The sequence below is a fragment of the Pseudomonas sp. JAI120 genome (assembly GCF_014207255.1).
GTDB lineage: Bacteria > Pseudomonadota > Gammaproteobacteria > Pseudomonadales > Pseudomonadaceae > Aquipseudomonas.
Map to the genome: position 1 here is coordinate 2,425,216 of NZ_JACHCZ010000001.1, position 16,836 is coordinate 2,442,051.

General features: G+C 60.1%; 16 protein-coding genes. 5 read left to right on the forward strand and 11 right to left on the reverse strand.

Annotated features, from left to right (window positions below):
- The first annotated feature begins 219 nt into the window (after window positions 1-219).
- Together mprF and HDC32_RS11450 are read left to right on the forward strand one after the other, a co-directional pair.
- Entirely contained in the window at window positions 220-2,862 is a 2,643-nt protein-coding gene (gene mprF / locus HDC32_RS11445) for a bifunctional lysylphosphatidylglycerol flippase/synthetase MprF (protein WP_131697943.1), read from the forward strand.
- Window positions 2,862-4,142: a virulence factor family protein gene (locus tag HDC32_RS11450; protein WP_145338412.1), complete on the forward strand. Its 1,281-nt coding sequence runs from the start codon at window positions 2,862-2,864 to the stop codon at window positions 4,140-4,142. Before mprF ends, HDC32_RS11450 begins: the two co-directional genes overlap by 1 nt.
- 136 nt (window positions 4,143-4,278) lie before the next feature.
- Here the strand turns inward: HDC32_RS11450 and recJ are convergent, their stop codons facing one another.
- Together recJ and HDC32_RS11460 are read right to left on the reverse strand one after the other, a co-directional pair.
- Window positions 4,279-5,988 carry a single-stranded-DNA-specific exonuclease RecJ gene (gene recJ, locus HDC32_RS11455; RefSeq protein WP_131697945.1) on the reverse strand — a complete coding sequence of 570 codons (1,710 nt, stop codon included), beginning with the start codon at window positions 5,986-5,988 and terminating at the stop codon, window positions 4,279-4,281.
- Between the two features lie 96 nt (window positions 5,989-6,084).
- Complete coding sequence (locus HDC32_RS11460; protein ID WP_032890801.1) at window positions 6,085-6,627, reverse strand: YaeQ family protein; 543 nt, start codon at window positions 6,625-6,627, stop codon at window positions 6,085-6,087.
- Window positions 6,628-6,775: 148 nt separating this feature from the next.
- On the opposite strand from HDC32_RS11460, the gene HDC32_RS11465 reads away from it, so the two are divergent.
- Together HDC32_RS11465 and HDC32_RS11470 are read left to right on the forward strand one after the other, a co-directional pair.
- Complete coding sequence (locus tag HDC32_RS11465) at window positions 6,776-7,975, forward strand: CaiB/BaiF CoA-transferase family protein (protein ID WP_184743987.1); 1,200 nt, start codon at window positions 6,776-6,778, stop codon at window positions 7,973-7,975.
- Window positions 7,975-8,859, forward strand: a complete 885-nt coding sequence (locus HDC32_RS11470; protein WP_131697947.1) for a TIGR02285 family protein — start codon at window positions 7,975-7,977, stop codon at window positions 8,857-8,859. Before HDC32_RS11465 ends, HDC32_RS11470 begins: the two co-directional genes overlap by 1 nt.
- Window positions 8,860-9,029: 170 nt before the next feature.
- On the opposite strand, the gene HDC32_RS11475 is transcribed toward HDC32_RS11470, so the two are convergent.
- Window positions 9,030-9,314, reverse strand: a complete 285-nt coding sequence (locus HDC32_RS11475) for a DUF3509 domain-containing protein (RefSeq protein ID WP_131697948.1) — start codon at window positions 9,312-9,314, stop codon at window positions 9,030-9,032.
- A gap of 315 nt (window positions 9,315-9,629) precedes the next feature.
- On the opposite strand from HDC32_RS11475, the gene HDC32_RS11480 reads away from it, so the two are divergent.
- Window positions 9,630-9,851, forward strand: coding sequence for a hypothetical protein (locus HDC32_RS11480; protein ID WP_016971927.1), 222 nt, complete (start codon window positions 9,630-9,632; stop codon window positions 9,849-9,851).
- 81 nt (window positions 9,852-9,932) lie between these two features.
- Here the strand turns inward: HDC32_RS11480 and thrC are convergent, their stop codons facing one another.
- The 8 genes from thrC to rpsP form a co-directional block, all read right to left on the reverse strand.
- Window positions 9,933-11,342, reverse strand: coding sequence for a threonine synthase (gene thrC / locus HDC32_RS11485; RefSeq protein WP_027605462.1), 1,410 nt, complete (start codon window positions 11,340-11,342; stop codon window positions 9,933-9,935).
- A 67-nt stretch (window positions 11,343-11,409) separates the two neighbouring features.
- Window positions 11,410-12,714, reverse strand: a complete 1,305-nt coding sequence (locus tag HDC32_RS11490; RefSeq protein ID WP_027605461.1) for a homoserine dehydrogenase — start codon at window positions 12,712-12,714, stop codon at window positions 11,410-11,412.
- A gap of 129 nt (window positions 12,715-12,843) precedes the next feature.
- Complete coding sequence (locus tag HDC32_RS11495) at window positions 12,844-13,575, reverse strand: thioredoxin fold domain-containing protein (protein WP_003175893.1); 732 nt, start codon at window positions 13,573-13,575, stop codon at window positions 12,844-12,846.
- Window positions 13,576-13,716: 141 nt separating this feature from the next.
- Window positions 13,717-14,613: a site-specific tyrosine recombinase XerD gene (xerD, locus tag HDC32_RS11500; RefSeq protein WP_131697949.1), complete on the reverse strand. Its 897-nt coding sequence runs from the start codon at window positions 14,611-14,613 to the stop codon at window positions 13,717-13,719.
- A 177-nt stretch (window positions 14,614-14,790) separates the two neighbouring features.
- Window positions 14,791-15,141 (reverse strand): 50S ribosomal protein L19, encoded by a 351-nt coding sequence (rplS, locus tag HDC32_RS11505; RefSeq protein ID WP_003175895.1) that lies wholly within the window; start codon window positions 15,139-15,141, stop codon window positions 14,791-14,793.
- A 45-nt stretch (window positions 15,142-15,186) separates the two neighbouring features.
- A complete protein-coding gene (gene trmD / locus HDC32_RS11510; RefSeq protein WP_184743990.1) occupies window positions 15,187-15,960 on the reverse strand; it encodes a tRNA (guanosine(37)-N1)-methyltransferase TrmD in 774 nt (257 codons plus the stop codon).
- The gene (gene rimM / locus HDC32_RS11515) at window positions 15,942-16,478 is read right to left on the reverse strand and encodes a ribosome maturation factor RimM (protein WP_027605457.1); all 537 of its coding nucleotides are present in this window, start codon (window positions 16,476-16,478) and stop codon (window positions 15,942-15,944) included. Before rimM ends, trmD begins: the two co-directional genes overlap by 19 nt.
- Before the next feature lie 5 nt (window positions 16,479-16,483).
- Entirely contained in the window at window positions 16,484-16,735 is a 252-nt protein-coding gene (gene rpsP, locus HDC32_RS11520; protein WP_003238923.1) for a 30S ribosomal protein S16, read from the reverse strand.
- Between the last annotated feature and the right edge of the window lie 101 nt (window positions 16,736-16,836).

Below are 16,836 nucleotides of genomic sequence, written 5' to 3' on the forward strand. Positions count from 1 at the left end.
GAAAAAGTTCATCTGAAACAATGGCATGGCATCTTTCATGAAACCGTACACGGTTTGTAGAGTCCATCTCATCGCACGCTATGCTTACGCCTCTACGACCAATGGCCGCAGTCGCCGCACCCGGTGATCCGCGTTAATATTTGTAATTATTTTGTCCATAGGGATTGGTAACTTGGCTGGATACCTCCATCCTGTCGCGCACAATCCACGAGGTGATTGATGCGCGCCAACTCGTCTGAACCACAAGACACCGTCACAGCAGAACAACCTATCGCTCCGACCCGCTTGCGCTGGCTGGATCTGTTGAGCAAATACCGGCAACCCATAGGGCTGGCCGTGACCTTGTTGCTGTTCGCAATCGCGCTGATCGCCTGCCGACACCTGCTATTGGAGCTGGACCTCTACGCCCTCCACGACTCGATCCTGGAAGTGCCCAAACCCGCTTTGCTCGGTGCGTTCGCCGCCGCCATCGCGGGGTTCGTCATTCTGTTGGGCTATGAGTTTTCCGGCGCACGCTATGCCGGGGTGAACCTGCCTGCCAAGACCTTGGCCCTCGGCGGCTTTACTGCCTTTGCGATCGGCAATGCCATTGGCCTTTCGATGCTCTCGGGCGGCTCGGTGCGCTACCGTTTATATGCACGCCATGGCATCGGGGCTTCGGAAGTCGCCCACATGACCGTGTTCGCCAGCCTGGCACTGGGCTGCGCCCTGCCCCCGCTGGCTGCGTTGGCCACGTTGAGCAACTTGCCGGCAGCGTCGACCTACCTGCATTTGCCACAAACTGTGCTCGGCGGCGTTGCCGGCGCGGTGCTGTTGCTGTCGGTCGTATTGTGCATAGGTATCTATCGCCGCCGCCTGCCGGAACAGCCCTACCCTGACAACCTGCTGGTAAAAGCCGGGCGTCGGACCTTGCGCCTGCCTGGCCGGCGCCTGACGTTCCTGCAACTGATCATCACCGCACTGGACGTTGCCGCTGCCGCTACCGTCCTTTATATGCTGCTGCCGGAAGCACCGCCTTTCGGCCCGTTCCTGCTGGTGTATCTGCTGGCGCTGGCCGCGGGTGTGCTCAGCCATGTACCAGGCGGTGTCGGGGTATTCGAGGCAATCCTGCTCGCGGCCTTCGCCGACAAGCTCGGTGCAGCGCCACTGGCGGCCGCCCTGCTGCTGTATCGCATGATCTACGTTGTATTACCGCTGCTGATCGCCTGCGTGTTCCTGCTGGTCAACGAAGCGCAGCGCCTGTTCCAGACCCAACAGAGTCTGCGGGTGGCTTCCGGCCTGGCGGCCCCGGTGCTGGCCGTACTGGTTTTTTTGTCCGGCGTGGTCCTGCTGTTTTCCGGCGCCACGCCGGAGATCGACTCACGCCTGGAAAACATCGGCTTCCTGATTCCCCACCGCCTGATTGACGCCTCGCACTTCGGTGCCAGCCTGATCGGCGTGCTGTGCCTGTTGCTGGCCCAGGGTCTGCGTCGACGCTTGTCGGCTGCGTGGATGCTGACCATGGTGCTGCTGCTGGTGGGCGCCCTGCTCTCGCTGCTCAAGGGCTTCGACTGGGAAGAAGCCAGCCTGATGACCATGACGGCGATACTGCTGGCGATCTTCCGCCGCTCGTTCTATCGCGCCAGCCGCCTGACCGAGCTGCCTTTTTCACCGCTGTACCTGGTAGCCAGTGTCTGTGTGCTGGGTGCTTCTATCTGGCTGCTGCTGTTCGCGTATCAAGATGTACCGTACAGCCATCAACTGTGGTGGCAGTTCACCCTCGATGCCAACGCCCCGCGCGGCCTGCGCTCGCTGCTGGGCGCCGCCGTGCTGCTGGTCATCGTTTCGCTGACCTGGCTGCTGCGCACCGCACGCCCGGTGATCCACCTGCCGACACCCGATGAGCTGGAACGCGCCACCAAGATCCTGATGGCATCGTCGCAACCCGACGGCGGCCTGGCGCTGACCGGCGACAAGGCGCTGCTGTTCCACCCCAACGATGAAGCCTTCCTGATGTACGCCCGTCGCGGGCGCAGCCTGGTGGCCTTGTATGACCCGATCGGCCCGACTCAACCCCGTGCCGAAATGATCTGGCAGTTCCGTGACCTGTGCGACATCCATCATGCGCGCCCGGTGTTCTATCAGGTACGCGCCGAGAACTTGCCCTATTACATGGACATCGGTCTCACCGCGATCAAGCTGGGGGAAGAGGCCCGCGTCGACCTGAAACGCTTTGACCTGGAAGCCAAGGGCAAAGAGATGAAGGACCTGCGCTACACCTGGAACCGTGGCACCCGGGACGGCCTGTCCCTGGAGATTTTTGAACCCGGCACGGCGCCGATGGATGAATTAAAAGTCATCTCGGATGCCTGGCTTACCGGTAAGAATGTGCGGGAAAAGGGCTTTTCCCTCGGACGTTTCAGCGACGACTACCTCAAGCACTTTCGCATCGCGATCATTCGCTTCGAAGGTCGCCCGGTGGCCTTTGCCAACCTGCTCGAGACCTACAACCACGACCTGGCCAGTCTCGACCTGATGCGCGCCCACCCGGATGCGCCCAAGTTGACCATGGAATTCATGATGGTCGGCCTGATTCAACACTATAAGAGTCACGGCTACGCCCGCTTCAGCCTCGGCATGGTGCCGTTGTCGGGCCTGCAACCGCGACGCGGCGCGCCATTGACCCAGCGCCTGGGCTCGATGGTGTTCCGTCGCGGCGAGCAACTGTATAACTTCCAAGGCTTGCGCCGCTTCAAAGACAAGTTCCAGCCTGACTGGGAACCCCGTTACATGGCCGTGCCCGCGGGACTTGACCCACTGGTGGCACTGGCCGATACCGCCGCCCTGATCGCGGGCGGCTTGACTGGATTGGTGAAACGCTGATGATTCGACGCTCCTGGCGGTATGTATTGGCCTTTGTAGTGCTGCTGGCCCTGATCCTGGGTGGCGGCTTTTGGTTCTGGAACCGCCCTGCCCCGCAGCCGACCCTGGAGCAACTGCCCCAGGCCGACGGCTCGGTGATGACCCGCGTGACCCCGGCCGGCACCCCGAAAGCCCGCGTCGCGGTGGCGGTGATGGCTGGCGAAACCCTGACGGATAGCCAACTGATTACCCTGAGCCAAGGCGGCAAGGCGCAGATCGTCCAGGTGATCCTGCCAAAGGATGACTGCAAGCTGCAGGAACAAGCGCTGCAAAGCGCCCTGGGCCAGCTCAAAGGGCCCGCGACCCTGGTCAGCGGCATCGGCCCTGGCGCCGCCCTCGCCTGGCGCTGGCTGGCCACACAGAACGACGACAAGGCCAACGCCATCTCCGTCGGCTTCGCGTTGGTACAGGAAGGTTGCAAGGACCCACTGCCGAAAACCGCCGCACACGGTAATTGGCTGGTGGCCTGGAACGATAACCCTGACGATGAAAGCGCCAGTTTCGTACGTGACACCCCGCGTGCCACCACCAGTATCAGCGACTACGACATTCACTATCCGCAAGTGCTGAACAACGAACTGCGCAAGCAACTGGTGGGTTCGGACAACGGCGGCCTGGCGATTCCCGTCGTGGAAGTGCCGGCTGGCCAGGCCAAGGACACCGTGACCCTGTTCCTCTCCGGTGATGGCGGCTGGCGTGACCTCGACCGCGATGTGGCCGGCGAGATGGCCAAGATCGGCTACCCGGTGGTCGGCATCGACACCCTGCGCTACTACTGGCAGCACAAGACCCCGGAACAAAGCGCCAAGGACCTTACCGAGCTGATGCAGCACTACCGGCAGAAGTGGGGCACCAAGCGCTTCGTACTGACCGGCTACTCGTTCGGTGCCGACGTACTGCCGGCGATCTACAACCGCCTGCCGGAAAACGAACAGCAGCGTGTGGACGTCATCATCCTGCTGGCATTCGCCCGTACCGGCAGCTTTGAAATCGAAGTGGAAGGTTGGCTGGGCAACGCCGGCAAAGAAGCCGCGACCGGCCCGGAAATGGCCAAGCTGCCGGCTGACAAGGTGGTGTGCATCTACGGTGCCGAAGAAGTCGACGAGAGTGGCTGCACCGACAAGACTGCCGTGGGCGAGACTGTGAAGCTGCCGGGCGGGCATCACTTCGATGAGAACTACCCGGCGCTGGCCAAGCGGTTGGTGGATATCATCGTGAAGCACCAGGCCAAAACCGAATAAACCCGAGCCTTATACAAATCAAACTGTGGGAGGGTGCTTGCTCCCGATAGCTGAGTGTCAGTCAACAATGCTGTGACTGACCCAATGCTATCGGGGGCAAGCACCCTCCCACAGTTTTTTGCGGCGTCGGTAAGATCTAGCGCGGTTCGATGTGGGCAATCATCAGTTGCACGGTTTCATTCCCACGAAACTCGTTCACGTCCAGCTTGTAAGCCAACTCCACCCAACGTACGGACGGGTTCGGCCAGACTTCCCGGTCGACGCCAAAGGCAATGCCATCGAGCTTCACCGACCCGCACTCGCTCTTGAGCACCACTTTCAGGTGCCGCTCCCCCACCACTCGCTGCTCTACCAGCTGGAACACACCATGGAACAGCGGCTCTGGAAAGTGTTGCCCCCACGGCCCGGCATGCCGCAATGCGCGCGCCAGTTCCAGGTGAAACTCTTCCACCGCGAGGGTGCCATCGGACAGCAGACGCCCGGTGAGGTCTTCTTCGCGCAGTTGCCGACGCACTTCGGCGTCAAAGGCTTCGGCAAACAGTGGGAAATTTTCCTCGGGCAAGGTCAGCCCCGCCGCCATGGCGTGGCCGCCGTATTTGGTGATCAGGTTGGGATGCTGGCTCGCGACCACCGCCAGCGCATCGCGGATGTGAAAGCCCTGCACAGAGCGTCCAGAGCCCTTCAGCAGCCCATCGCCGGCATCGGCGAAGGCGATGGTCGGGCGGAAGTACCGCTCCTTCATGCGCGACGCAAGAATGCCGATCACACCTTGGTGCCAGTCCGGATCAAACAGGCACAAGCCGTAGGGCATCGATTCCACCGGCAAGTCCTTGAGCTGGGCCAGGGCCTCGCGCTGCATGCCTTGTTCGATGGATTTGCGGTCCTGGTTCATGCCGTCCAGTTGCGCGGCCATTTCCCGTGCCGCGGCGAAATCCGTGGTGAGCAGGCATTCGATGCCCAGGCTCATATCGTCCAGGCGCCCAGCGGCGTTCAAGCGTGGCCCGAGGATAAAGCCGAGGTCGGTGGACGTGATGCGCGCCGCATCGCGCTTGGCCACTTCGAGAATCGCCTTGATCCCCGGCCGTGCGCGACCGGCGCGAATACGCTCCAGGCCCTGATGCACGAGGATGCGGTTATTGGCGTCCAGGGGCACCACGTCGGCGACGCTGCCAAGGGCCACCAGGTCGAGCAGTTCGCCGATATTCGGTTGAGGCGTGTTCTCGTACCAGCCCAGACTGCGCAAACGCGCGCGCAGGGCCATCAGCACGTAGAAGATCACGCCAACGCCGGCCAGGGCCTTGCTCGGGAACTCACAGCCCGGCTGGTTCGGGTTGACGATGGCATCCGCCGCCGGCAACTCGTCGCCAGGCAAGTGGTGATCGGTCACCAACACCTGCAACCCCGCCGCTTTCGCCGCCGCCACGCCTTCGACACTGGAGATGCCGTTGTCCACGGTAATCAGCAACTGCGGCTCGCGCTGCAGCGCCACGGCGACGATCTCCGGGGTCAGGCCGTAGCCGTACTCGAAGCGATTGGGCACCAGGTAATCGACATGCGCCGCACCGAGCAGACGCAGGCCCAGGGTGCCCACGGTGCTGGCGGTAGCGCCATCGGCATCGAAGTCACCGACGATGAGGATGCGCTGGCGCTGTTCCAGTGCCGTCACCAGCAAGTCCACTGCCGCGTCGATGCCCTTGAGCTGCTGATAGGGAATCAACCGCGCCAGGCTCTTGTCCAGCTCAGCCTCGGACTGCACACCACGAGCGGCGTAAAGACGGGTCAACAGCGGCGGCAATTCACCAAGGAAGGGCAGGACGGCGGGCAGTGGGCGGGGATCGATACGCATGGGTGACGGGAGCTTCTCTTGAATACAACGGTTAAACGACAACTCTGAAGGCAACACAGATCAAATGTGGGAGGGGGCTTGCCCCCTCCCACATTTTCAACCGCGTTCGCCGACCAGCCATTGCAGTTGTACTTCGTGCTGGCCACGGTCGTCAGTGACGAAGATCGTGCCTTCGCTGATCATCACGTCCCACTTGATCACGCGGGGCATGTCCTTGGCCAGAACCTCCAGAATCTCCTGGGGCACCGCCGCGATGTGCACATTCTTCAGGTTATTGGCCACCGGCACGACCTTGCCCTCCCACACGCGCAGGCTGCCGTAGGCCAGCAGACTGGTGCGCTCGGTGCGGCGCGAGCACCAGGTCAGGCGGTCGGCATCCGGCTGGCCGACTTCGATCCAGTGCAGGACCCGATCGTCCAGGCTTTTTTCCCACAGGGCTGGCTCGTCTACATCTGACAGGCCACGACCGAACGCCAACTGTTCGTTGTAAAAAAGGGCGTAGGCCAGCAGACGCACGGTCATGCGTTCTTCGGTTTCCGACGGGTGACGGGCGATGGTCTGCTTGACGCTCTCGTACACCGAGCGATCAAGGTCGGTGAGGTTGAGTTCGAATTTATAGGTCGTGGACGGCTGGGCCATGAACGGGCTTCTAGAGACAGGGAAAGGCGGCCAGTCTAACCGATGGCGAGGTCATTCACCGAATCCTGCGCTGCATCATCCTTATCCCTGGGCTACTCGCCTATGTTAAAAGGCTTCACATCATCGTTCTGCGCAGACAAGGATCCCCATGTCGTTTAATGCCAAACCACTTGCAGGCCTGAAAGTCATCGAACTCGGCACCCTGATCGCCGGGCCGTTCGCTTCACGTATCTGCGCCGAATTCGGCGCGGAGGTGGTCAAGGTCGAATCCCCGGACGGCGGCGACCCGCTGCGCAAATGGCGCAAGCTGTATGAAGGCACCTCGCTGTGGTGGTTTGTGCAGGCGCGCAACAAGAAGTCGCTGACGCTGAACCTCAAGCATCCGGACGGCCTGGCGATTCTCAAGCAACTGCTGGCCGACGCCGACATCCTTATCGAAAACTTCCGTCCAGGCGTGCTGGAAAAGCTTGGCCTGAGCTGGGAAACCCTGCACGCACTGAACCCGAAACTGGTCATGGTGCGCCTCTCGGGTTTCGGCCAGACCGGGCCGATGAAAGACCAACCCGGGTTTGGCGCAGTGGGCGAGTCCATGGGCGGGCTGCGCTATATCACCGGTTTCGAAGATCGCCCGCCGGTACGCACCGGGATCTCCATTGGCGACTCCATCGCCGCGCTGTGGGCGGTCATCGGCGCCTTGATGGCGCTGCGTCATCGCGAGGTCAACGGAGGTGTGGGCCAGGTGGTGGATGTGGCGCTGTATGAAGCCATCTTCGCCATGATGGAAAGCATGATCCCCGAATTCGACGTATTCGGGTTTATTCGCGAACGCACCGGCAACATCATGCCCGGCATCACGCCGTCATCGATCCACACCAGCGCGGACGGTAAGCACGTTCAGATCGGCGCCAATGGTGATGCCATCTTCAAACGTTTCATGAGTGCCATCAGCCGGGAAGACCTGGCGAACGATCCACAACTGGCCAGTAATGACGGGCGCGATAGCCGTCGTGATGAACTCTATGGCGTGATTGATCGCTGGGTGAACTCGCTGCCGCTGGAGCAGGTGGTGGAGCAACTCAACAAGGCCGAAGTGCCCGCCAGCCGTATCTACAGCGCCGAAGACATGCTGGGCGACCCGCAATTCCTCGCGCGCGAGATGTTCCTCAAGGCCCGGCTTCCCGGCGGCAAGGACTTCAAGATGCCGGGCATCGTGCCCAAGCTGTCGGATACACCGGGCAGTTGCGAATGGGTGGGGCCGCAACTGGGTGAACACAACGGCGTGGTGTTGGGCGAGCTGGGATACGACGCCGCCGCCATTGTCCGCCTGCGTGAGAAAGGCGCAATCTGATGCCCCACGGCTGCAAACACTGGCTCATTGCGCTGTACCTGGCCGTCATGCTGGCCGGCAGCTGGCCCGTACCGGCGAGTGCCGAGGGCACGTTGATCTGGTTGTTGCGCGACTTGCCGCCGCTGACCATCTTCGAAGGGCCAAGCAAAGGCCTGGGGGCACTCGACCAGTTGCTGCCGATACTGATCGGACACTTGCCGGAGTATCGCCACCAGGTAATGCACGTCAATCGCGCGCGCGGCATGCAGATGCTGCGCGAGCCCACGCTCACCTGCGATCCATCATTGCTGTGGACGGCCGAGCGGGCCAGGTACATCGTATTTTCCAGGCAGGCGTTTGTGGTCGTCAGTAATGGCATCACGATTCGACAGAGCCAGCAGGACGCCTTGGCGGCGTTTATCGTAGACGGCCAGTTTGACCTGCAGGCCTTCTTCGCCGCCCCTAAGGCAAGGGTCGGCGCGATTGCGGAACGCAGCTACGGCCCCGTTATCGATGAGCGGCTGAAACAGGCCGACACACACAAACTGGCACTGCACTACGGCAACGATGCCCTTGGCAGCTTGCTGCAGATGCAGCGCCTGGGCCGGCTGGAGGCGGTGCTGGGCTATTGGCCGGAAATCCGCTACCACGCGATGCAACAGGGGATCGCAACCGAAGACCTCAGCTTCTACCCCATCAAGGGCACAGCACCTTACCAGCGCACGTATATCGGCTGCTCGGATACGCCTCAGGGGCGCGAGGCCATGGAACGGATCAACCAGGTTCTGCTCAGCCTCCCGCTTGCACAAGTACAACAGTCCTATGCCGCCTGGCTAGACCCTGCCATGCGTGAACATTACCTGCGAGACAACCCGAGTTTTTTCCGGGATTCACCAGAACCCTGACAAATCCCAGGCAAAAAGAAACCCCGAAGAGTGGGGAGACACTTCGGGGTTAAACGTGGCCTACAAAGACCAGTACAACAAGGCACAAACACCGGAGCACAATGTTTGCTCTTGCTGTTACGAAATCTGACCGGCCATGACGTGGGAAGTTTCCATGGGTAAACAATTCTTCATGCAACGGCAGCGCCACGGGTCTGGGCAGCGCTGCGCAAGGCCGCGATGACCGAGGGCTCCAGGCGTCCTTCAGCGATCTTGAGGTCACGCAGCAGGCAATCCACCACATCCACCAATAGGCGCTTATCGAGCAATTGCGCCCGGTCGACTTCACGCTCGACCATGATCGCGCCGGCGGGGTTCTTCACGGTTACCAGGCACTCTTCCTGCACACCTGCGGTGGTCAACGTCACCTGATAAGGGCTCAGTGCTTCTTCGAGCAATAGGCTGATACTTTCCATCTCGATCACCACTCAATAGTTCGCAAACATTCTTGTAAACGGGAGCTGCATCTATCCTAAGTGACTGGTTGTGACGTAGGAAAGTTCGCTTTTTCGTTTATGCGGGGTTGTCGGGGGATGACGTTTCCAGCATGCGCTTGCAACATGACAGGCAAAAAACGGCAGCACATAAATGCTTACGCAATGGGCTGCTGTTTTTGGGGTTTGCCAGGCGCTGAGGCCGGGAGTGAATCCTATACTCGGTGAGCGCTGGTTACGCTGCGATGCAGATGAAAGCGCATGTCATCAGGCCCTTATTGCGAAGGATAAATAGCGATGGCAGAACAAAATGAGCAACAAACGTCGACAGACAGAATGCACGCCGAGGTATCACGTATTTTTGCTGAAATAGCACGTATGAACGCAGAGCAAAACAAACTCAACAAAGAATCCCTGAAGATAACCTGTGAGACTTTCTGGTACCCGGTGGGTATCGCGACAGGCTTCTATGCCGCCGTGGGCACGGTCATAGTGGTCGCGCAGAAACTATTCTCGTAACGCGAGACCGGGCCTGCCAGAAACAAAAAACGCCGCTGACCCAAGGAAGGGAAAGCGGCGTTTTTGTCTTCGTGATTTGCCTTACAAAGGCTTACCACGGTTGCCATGCTGGCTGACAAACGCCTGCATCGCCTTCAAGTCATTCGGCAGCACCGTGCAACGCTCTTCACGCTCGAACAGGTCTGTCAGGTGCACCGGCAGTTCCAGCGCCTTGCCGACACCCGCCTTCTCCACCGCTTCCGGGAATTTCACTGGATGGGCGGTGCCGAGGATCACCATCGGGATATCCAGGCTTCGACGGCATTCGCGGGCGGCCTTCACCCCAATGGCGGTGTGCGGGTCAAGCAGCTCGCCGGTCTGGGCGTAGACCTCGGCGATGGTTTCACAGGTCTGCGCGTCATCCACGGCCAGGGAGTCGAACAGCTTGCGGGTTTCGGTCCAGCGCTCTTCATCAACGCTGAAACCGCCGCCGCTCTTGAAGGTGTCCATCAAGCCGGCAATGGCTGCGCCGTTGCGACCGTGCATGTCGAACAGCAGACGCTCGAAGTTCGACGACACCATGATGTCCATGGACGGCGACAGGGTGGCGTGCAGGGTTTCCTTGACGTACTGGTTGCCGCTCATGAAGCGGTGCAGGATGTCGTTGCGGTTGGTAGCAACGATCAACTGGTTGATCGGCAGGCCCATGTTACGGGCCAGGTAGCCGGCGAAGATGTCGCCGAAATTGCCGGTCGGCACCGAGAACGACACCGAGCGCGCCGGGCCGCCCAACTGCAGCGAGGCGTGGAAGTAGTAGACGATCTGGGCCATGATCCGCGCCCAGTTGATCGAGTTCACCGCCACCAGTCGCGTGCCTTTGAGGAAGCCCTGGTCAGCGAAGCTGTTCTTGACCATTTCCTGGCAGTCATCGAAGTTGCCTTCGATGGCGATGTTGTGGATGTTCTCACCGAAGATGGTGGTCATCTGGCGACGCTGCACTTCCGACACACGCTTGTGCGGGTGCAGGATGAAGATGTCGACGTTTTCGCAGTGCTTGCAGCCTTCGATGGCGGCCGAACCGGTATCACCCGAGGTCGCGCCGATGATCACCACGCGCTCGCCGCGCTTCTCCAGCACGTAGTCCAGCAGACGACCCAGCAGTTGCAGGGCGAAGTCCTTGAACGCCAGGGTCGGGCCATGGAACAGCTCGAGCACCCATTCGTTGCCGTTGAGCTGGCGCAAAGGGGCGATGGCGCTGTGGGAAAACACGCCGTACGTCTCTTCCAGAATCTTTTTGAAGTCCGCATCGGGGATGCTGCCGGTGACGAACGGGCGCATCACCCGGAACGCCAGCTCGTGGTACGGCAGGCCGGCCCAAGAAGCGATTTCTTCCTGGGTAAAGCGTGGCAGGTTTTCCGGCACGTACAGGCCGCCGTCGGTGGCAAGGCCTGCCAGCAAGACGTCTTCGAAATTCAGGGCCGGTGCCTGGCCGCGGGTGCTGATGTAACGCATGACTGGCTCCTCTAAAACATTCTCGAACAGAGGCCGCCGCACACGCGGGGCCTCTGGAACAGATCGGTTAGTTCAGGTGTTCGACGCGAATCCGCACCACCGGGCCCACGACGCCCTGCAAGGCCTCCAGAGCAGTGATGGCATCGTTGATGTGCTGCTCGAGCACGCGGTGGGTCAGCAGGATCATCGGCACCTGGCCGTTCTGCTCCTCGACTTCCTTCTGCATGATCGACTCGATGTTGATACCGCGCTCCGACAGGATGCTGGCCACCTGGGCCAATACGCCTGGGTGATCCTTGGCCTGGATGCGCAGGTAGTAGGCGCTTTCGCAGGCCTCGATCGGCAGGATCGGGTGGGCCGACAGCGAATCCGGCTGGAAGGCCAGGTGCGGCACGCGGTTTTCCGGGTCGCTGGTCATAGCGCGAACCACGTCCACCAGATCGGCGATCACCGACGAAGCGGTCGGCTCCATGCCGGCACCGGCGCCGTAGAACAGGGTGGAACCGGCGGCATCACCATTGACCATCACGGCGTTCATCACGCCATTGACGTTGGCGATCAGGCGGTCGGCCGGGATCAGCGTCGGATGCACACGCAACTCGATACCCGCCGGAGTGCTACGCGCGACACCGAGGTGCTTGATGCGGTAGCCCAGGGCTTCGGCGTAGTTCACGTCGGCAGTGGTCAGCTTGGTGATGCCTTCGGTGTAGGCCTTGTCGAACTGCAACGGGATACCAAAGGCGATGGACGCCAGGATGGTCAGCTTGTGCGCCGCGTCGATGCCTTCCACGTCGAATGTCGGGTCGGCTTCGGCGTAACCCAGCGCCTGGGCTTCGGCCAGCACGTCTTCGAAGGTACGGCCCTTCTCGCGCATTTCGGTGAGGATGAAGTTACCGGTGCCGTTGATGATACCGGCTACCCAATTGATGCGGTTGGCGGACAAGCCTTCACGGATCGCCTTGATCACCGGGATACCACCGGCAACCGCAGCTTCGAACGCGACGATCACGCCCTTCTCGCGGGCCTTGGCGAAGATCTCGTTGCCGTGCACGGCAATCAGCGCCTTGTTGGCGGTGACCACGTGCTTGCCGTTTTCGATAGCCTTGAGCACCAGCTCGCGGGCCACGGTGTAACCGCCCACCAGCTCGATGACGATATCGATTTCAGGGTTGGTGGCCACGGCGAAGACATCGTTGGTAATTGCAATACCGGTCGTTTGGAACTGAGGCTTTGGCGAACGCGTGGCAATTTGCGCCACTTCAATCCCACGCCCTGCACGGCGGGAAATTTCTTCAGCATTACGCTGAAGTACGTTGAAGGTGCCGCCACCGACGGTCCCTAACCCACAGATGCCTACTTTGACCGGTTTCACTGAAGAACTCCCCATGAAACGGCCGACGCTAGGTCGGCCGTGGAAAACAGCCGCACAACTGCGGCTTTCAATTAATAGCCCGTCGACTTATCCGCGGGCCATGATCGTCAAAGGTTCGACGATGCTGGTTTATTTGGCACTCAGCGCCAGTTTGGCAACTTGTGGTGCCGGCTGGTAGCCCGGAATCACCTGGCCGTCAGCCAAAACGATGGCCGGTGTACCGTTGACGCCGATGGACTGGCCCAGGGCAAACTGCTTCGACACCGGGTTGGCGCACTTGGCGGCCTTGATTTCCTTGCCATCGACCATCTTGTCCATGGCCGCTTTCTTGTCGGCCGAGCACCATACGGCCTGCAGCTGCTCGTCGCCCGGCGAACCCAGACCCTGGCGCGGGAACGCTACGTAGCGTACTTCAACACCCAGCTTGTTCAGCGCAGGCACTTCGGCATGCAGCTTATGGCAGTACGGGCAGGTGGTGTCGGTGAACACGGTGATATGGGTCTTCGTTTCGCCGATAGCTGGGTAAACCACGGTTTCCGCCACCGGGATGCCGTTGATCAGCTTGGATACACCCAGGCGCTCGGCTTTCTCGGTCAGGTTGACCGGCTTGCCGTCCTTGAGCTGGAACAGGTAGCCCTGAACGATGTACTGACCGTCTGCACTGGCGTACAGCACACGGCTGCCCTTGAGCTTGACTTCATACAGGCCGGCCATCGGGCTGGCGCTGATGCTTTCGATCGGGGTGTCGAGCTGCAGGTTGGCCAGGCTCTTGCGGATGGTCTGCTCGGCAGCGTCATCGGCGACGGCAAAGGTGGAAACCAACGCAATGGCTGCGGCGGCAATAATCTGGGTCAAGCGCATGGAAACTCCTGAAGGCAGATGCAGGGACGGGCGCAGGCACGCCGATACGCAAACACGGGTGCGGGCCGTCCCTTTGCTAACCGGCAAAGCCTACCACAGTTGGGCCGCAGGGCAGCCCGTGGCGGGATAAATTGGCGGTTTTCAGCCTCGTGGGTGGTGCTTGGCATGCATTTCCTGCAAGCGCGCACGCGCCACGTGGGTATAGATCTGGGTGGTGGATAAGTCGCTGTGCCCGAGCAGCATTTGCACCACGCGCAAATCCGCGCCGTGGTTGAGCAAATGGGTGGCGAATGCATGGCGCAAGGTGTGGGGCGACAGGCTCTTGCCGATCCCCGCCACCTTGGCCTGGTGCTTGATGCGATGCCAGAACGTCTGTCGGGTCATCTGCTCGCCACGCTGACTGGGAAACAGCACATCGCTTGGCCGTCCGCCAAGCAGCTCGCTACGGGCATCGCGCATATAGCGCTCGACCCACACAATTGCTTCCTCCCCCATCGGCACCAGCCGTTCCTTGCTGCCCTTGCCCATTACCCGCAGCACCCCTTGACGCAGATTGACTTGCTCCAGAGTCAGGCTGATCAGCTCCGTGACCCGCAGGCCGCAGGCATACAACACTTCCAGCATCGCGCGGTCACGCTGGCCGATGGCTTCGCTGAGGTCGGGCGCAGCAAGCAAGGCATCGACGTCGGCTTCCGACAGGGATTTGGGTAAAGGCCTACCCAGTTGCGGCATATCGATTTGCAGGGTTGGATCGAGGGCGATCAGTTTCTCCCTCAGCAAATAGCGATAAAAACCACGCACACCGGAGAGAAACCGTGCAGTGGAACGGGGTTTGTAGTTCTGCTCCAAACGCCAGGCCAGGTGATCGAGGATCAGCTCGCGGCCGGCATTGATCAGTTCCAGGTGTTTCTCCTGCAACCAGCCGTTGAACAGCGCCAGGTCGCTGCGGTAGGCCTGGCGGGTGTTGTCTGACAGGCCTTTTTCCAGCCAGAGGGCGTCGAGGAAGCGGTCGATCAGGGGGTGGTCAATGGCAGGCATGAGGGCTCAGGTAAGGAAAGTGCGGGTATCGGGTAGATCCTATCGCAGCCCAGCCATGTACACACGCTTGAAGGTATGAACCGTCGCAGCAGGCCGCATTTCCGCCAAGGGCAGCTCAAATCGCGGGCACAAAAAAGCAGCCCGTAGGCTGCTTTTTTCTGCATCGGGAAGCTGGACTTAAGCCAGTTTTTCCTTGATGCGAGCTGCTTTACCGGACAGGTCACGCAGGTAGTACAGCTTGGCTTTACGTACGTCACCGCGACGCTTAACGGCCATGCTGTCGATTTGCGGGCTGTAGGTCTGGAAAGTACGCTCTACGCCAACACCGTTGGAGATTTTACGAACAGTGAAAGCACTGTTCACACCACGGTTACGCTTGGCGATTACCACGCCTTCGAACGCTTGCAGACGCGAACGGTCGCCTTCCTTCACTTTCACCTGGACGACAATGGTGTCGCCTGGGGCAAAGGTAGGGATCTCTTTGGTCATCTGCTCTGCTTCGAGTGCAAGGATGATTTTGTTAGTCATGCTGTGCTCCTAAGGTAAGTCAATGGACCTACCATCGATACGTTGTTAACTATCGTCCCGCGCGAGGATGTATTCCTCGAGCAGCTTCTTCTCTTCTCCAGAAAGCGAGCGGCTTTCCAGAAGATCGGCGCGTCGTTCATAGGTCCGACCAAGGGACTGCTGTAAACGCCAACGCCGGATGTGTGCGTGATTGCCACTTAGCAATACGTCGGGAACACGCTGATCCGCATACACCTCCGGTCGGGTGTAGTGCGGGCAATCCAGCAAACCGTCCGTGAAGGAATCTTCCTCCGCGGAGTCCGCATGCCCTAAAGCTCCAGGCAGCAGTCGTGTAACCGCATCTATCAGGACCATCGCCGGCAGCTCGCCGCCAGACAGGACATAGTCCCCAATCGACCACTCTTCATCGACATGAGCATCAATAAAACGCTCGTCAATGCCTTCATAGCGACCGGCAATCAGGATCAGTGCTTCCTCATTCGCCAGTTCGCGGACCCCAGCCTGTTTCAGCTGGCGGCCTTGAGGGGACAGGTAAATAACCTTCGCCTTCTCCCCGGCAGCGACCTTGGCCTGAGCCAACGCGTCTTCCAGGGGCTTGATCTTCATCACCATGCCCGGGCCACCGCCAAATGGGCGATCGTCCACAGTGTGATGTCGATCCGTCGTGTAGTCTCGCGGGTTCCAACAGGTAAGCTGCAACAGCCCCTGTTTCACCGCCCGACTGGTGATGCCGTACTCGCTGATGGCGGAAAACATCTCGGGAAACAAACTGATCACTTCGATGCGCAAATTAGCCACGCTTAGAAGTCCGCGTCCCATTCCACCTTCATCTCGCCCGCTGCCAGGTCGACAGCCAACACGCATTGCTCGGTATAGGGCAACAGGCGTTCGCGATCATCCAGGCTGCCAGCGCAAGGCTTGACCACCATTACATCATTGGCGCCGGTTTCCAGAAGATGATCGATTTTCCCGAACAATTGCCCGAGTTGATCAATAACCTTCAGACCTTCCAGCTGGTACCAGTAGTACTCGCCATCGGTCAATTCAGGGAACAGGTTGCGCGGCACGCAGATCTCATAACCGGCCAGAAGACGAGCTTCTTCACGATCATCAAGACCCTTGAGCTTTGCGACCAGGAACTTATCGCTCCCGCGTCCACTGACCAGCTCGACCTGTTTCACACTACCTTCGCGCTTAAGCGTCCAGGTTTTGTACTGCAACAGGTTTTCAGTCGGATCAGTAAAGGAATACACCTTCACTTCGCCGCGAACGCCATGAACAGAATAAATCTTGCCAATAACGATCAAATCATCAGCAACAGTTGGCGTCGCGTTCATATTGCTCAGGCTGCGGCCTTAGCCGAGTCCTTCAACAACTTGGCAACACGCTCAGACGGTTGTGCACCAACGCTCAGCCAGTAGGCTACGCGCTCTTGGTTCACGGACAGGCGGACTTCTTGACCACGAGCGATCGGGTTGAAGAAACCTACTTGTTCCTTGTGAGAGCCGTCACGTGGGTTGCGGCTGTCAGTTACGGTCAAGTGGTAAAACGGGCGCTTTTTGGAGCCGCCAAGGGCAAGACGGATTGTTAGCATGTGAACATCGTTCCTGTAGTCGGTGCTGCAAATCTAAATGCACAGCGGGCATAGGTGCCCGAAAGGCCGCATATTCTAAGGAATATCCGGACTTTTGCAAA

Coding starts and splice junctions, on each gene's coding strand:
- rpsP (WP_003238923.1), bottom strand. CDS start 16,735: ATGCTAACAATCCGTCTTGCCCTTGGCGGCTCCAAAAAGCGCCCGTTT.
- HDC32_RS11460 (WP_032890801.1), bottom strand. CDS start 6,627: ATGGCCCAGCCGTCCACGACCTATAAATTCGAACTCAACCTCACCGAC.
- rimM (WP_027605457.1), bottom strand. CDS start 16,478: ATGAACGCGACGCCAACTGTTGCTGATGATTTGATCGTTATTGGCAAG.
- HDC32_RS11475 (WP_131697948.1), bottom strand. CDS start 9,314: ATGGAAAGTATCAGCCTATTGCTCGAAGAAGCACTGAGCCCTTATCAG.
- rplS (WP_003175895.1), bottom strand. CDS start 15,141: ATGACTAACAAAATCATCCTTGCACTCGAAGCAGAGCAGATGACCAAA.
- HDC32_RS11470 (WP_131697947.1), top strand. CDS start 7,975: ATGCCCCACGGCTGCAAACACTGGCTCATTGCGCTGTACCTGGCCGTC.
- recJ (WP_131697945.1), bottom strand. CDS start 5,988: ATGCGTATCGATCCCCGCCCACTGCCCGCCGTCCTGCCCTTCCTTGGT.
- thrC (WP_027605462.1), bottom strand. CDS start 11,342: ATGCGTTACATCAGCACCCGCGGCCAGGCACCGGCCCTGAATTTCGAA.
- HDC32_RS11495 (WP_003175893.1), bottom strand. CDS start 13,575: ATGCGCTTGACCCAGATTATTGCCGCCGCAGCCATTGCGTTGGTTTCC.
- HDC32_RS11450 (WP_145338412.1), top strand. CDS start 2,862: ATGATTCGACGCTCCTGGCGGTATGTATTGGCCTTTGTAGTGCTGCTG.
- HDC32_RS11465 (WP_184743987.1), top strand. CDS start 6,776: ATGTCGTTTAATGCCAAACCACTTGCAGGCCTGAAAGTCATCGAACTC.
- HDC32_RS11480 (WP_016971927.1), top strand. CDS start 9,630: ATGGCAGAACAAAATGAGCAACAAACGTCGACAGACAGAATGCACGCC.
- mprF (WP_131697943.1), top strand. CDS start 220: ATGCGCGCCAACTCGTCTGAACCACAAGACACCGTCACAGCAGAACAA.
- xerD (WP_131697949.1), bottom strand. CDS start 14,613: ATGCCTGCCATTGACCACCCCCTGATCGACCGCTTCCTCGACGCCCTC.
- trmD (WP_184743990.1), bottom strand. CDS start 15,960: ATGGGACGCGGACTTCTAAGCGTGGCTAATTTGCGCATCGAAGTGATC.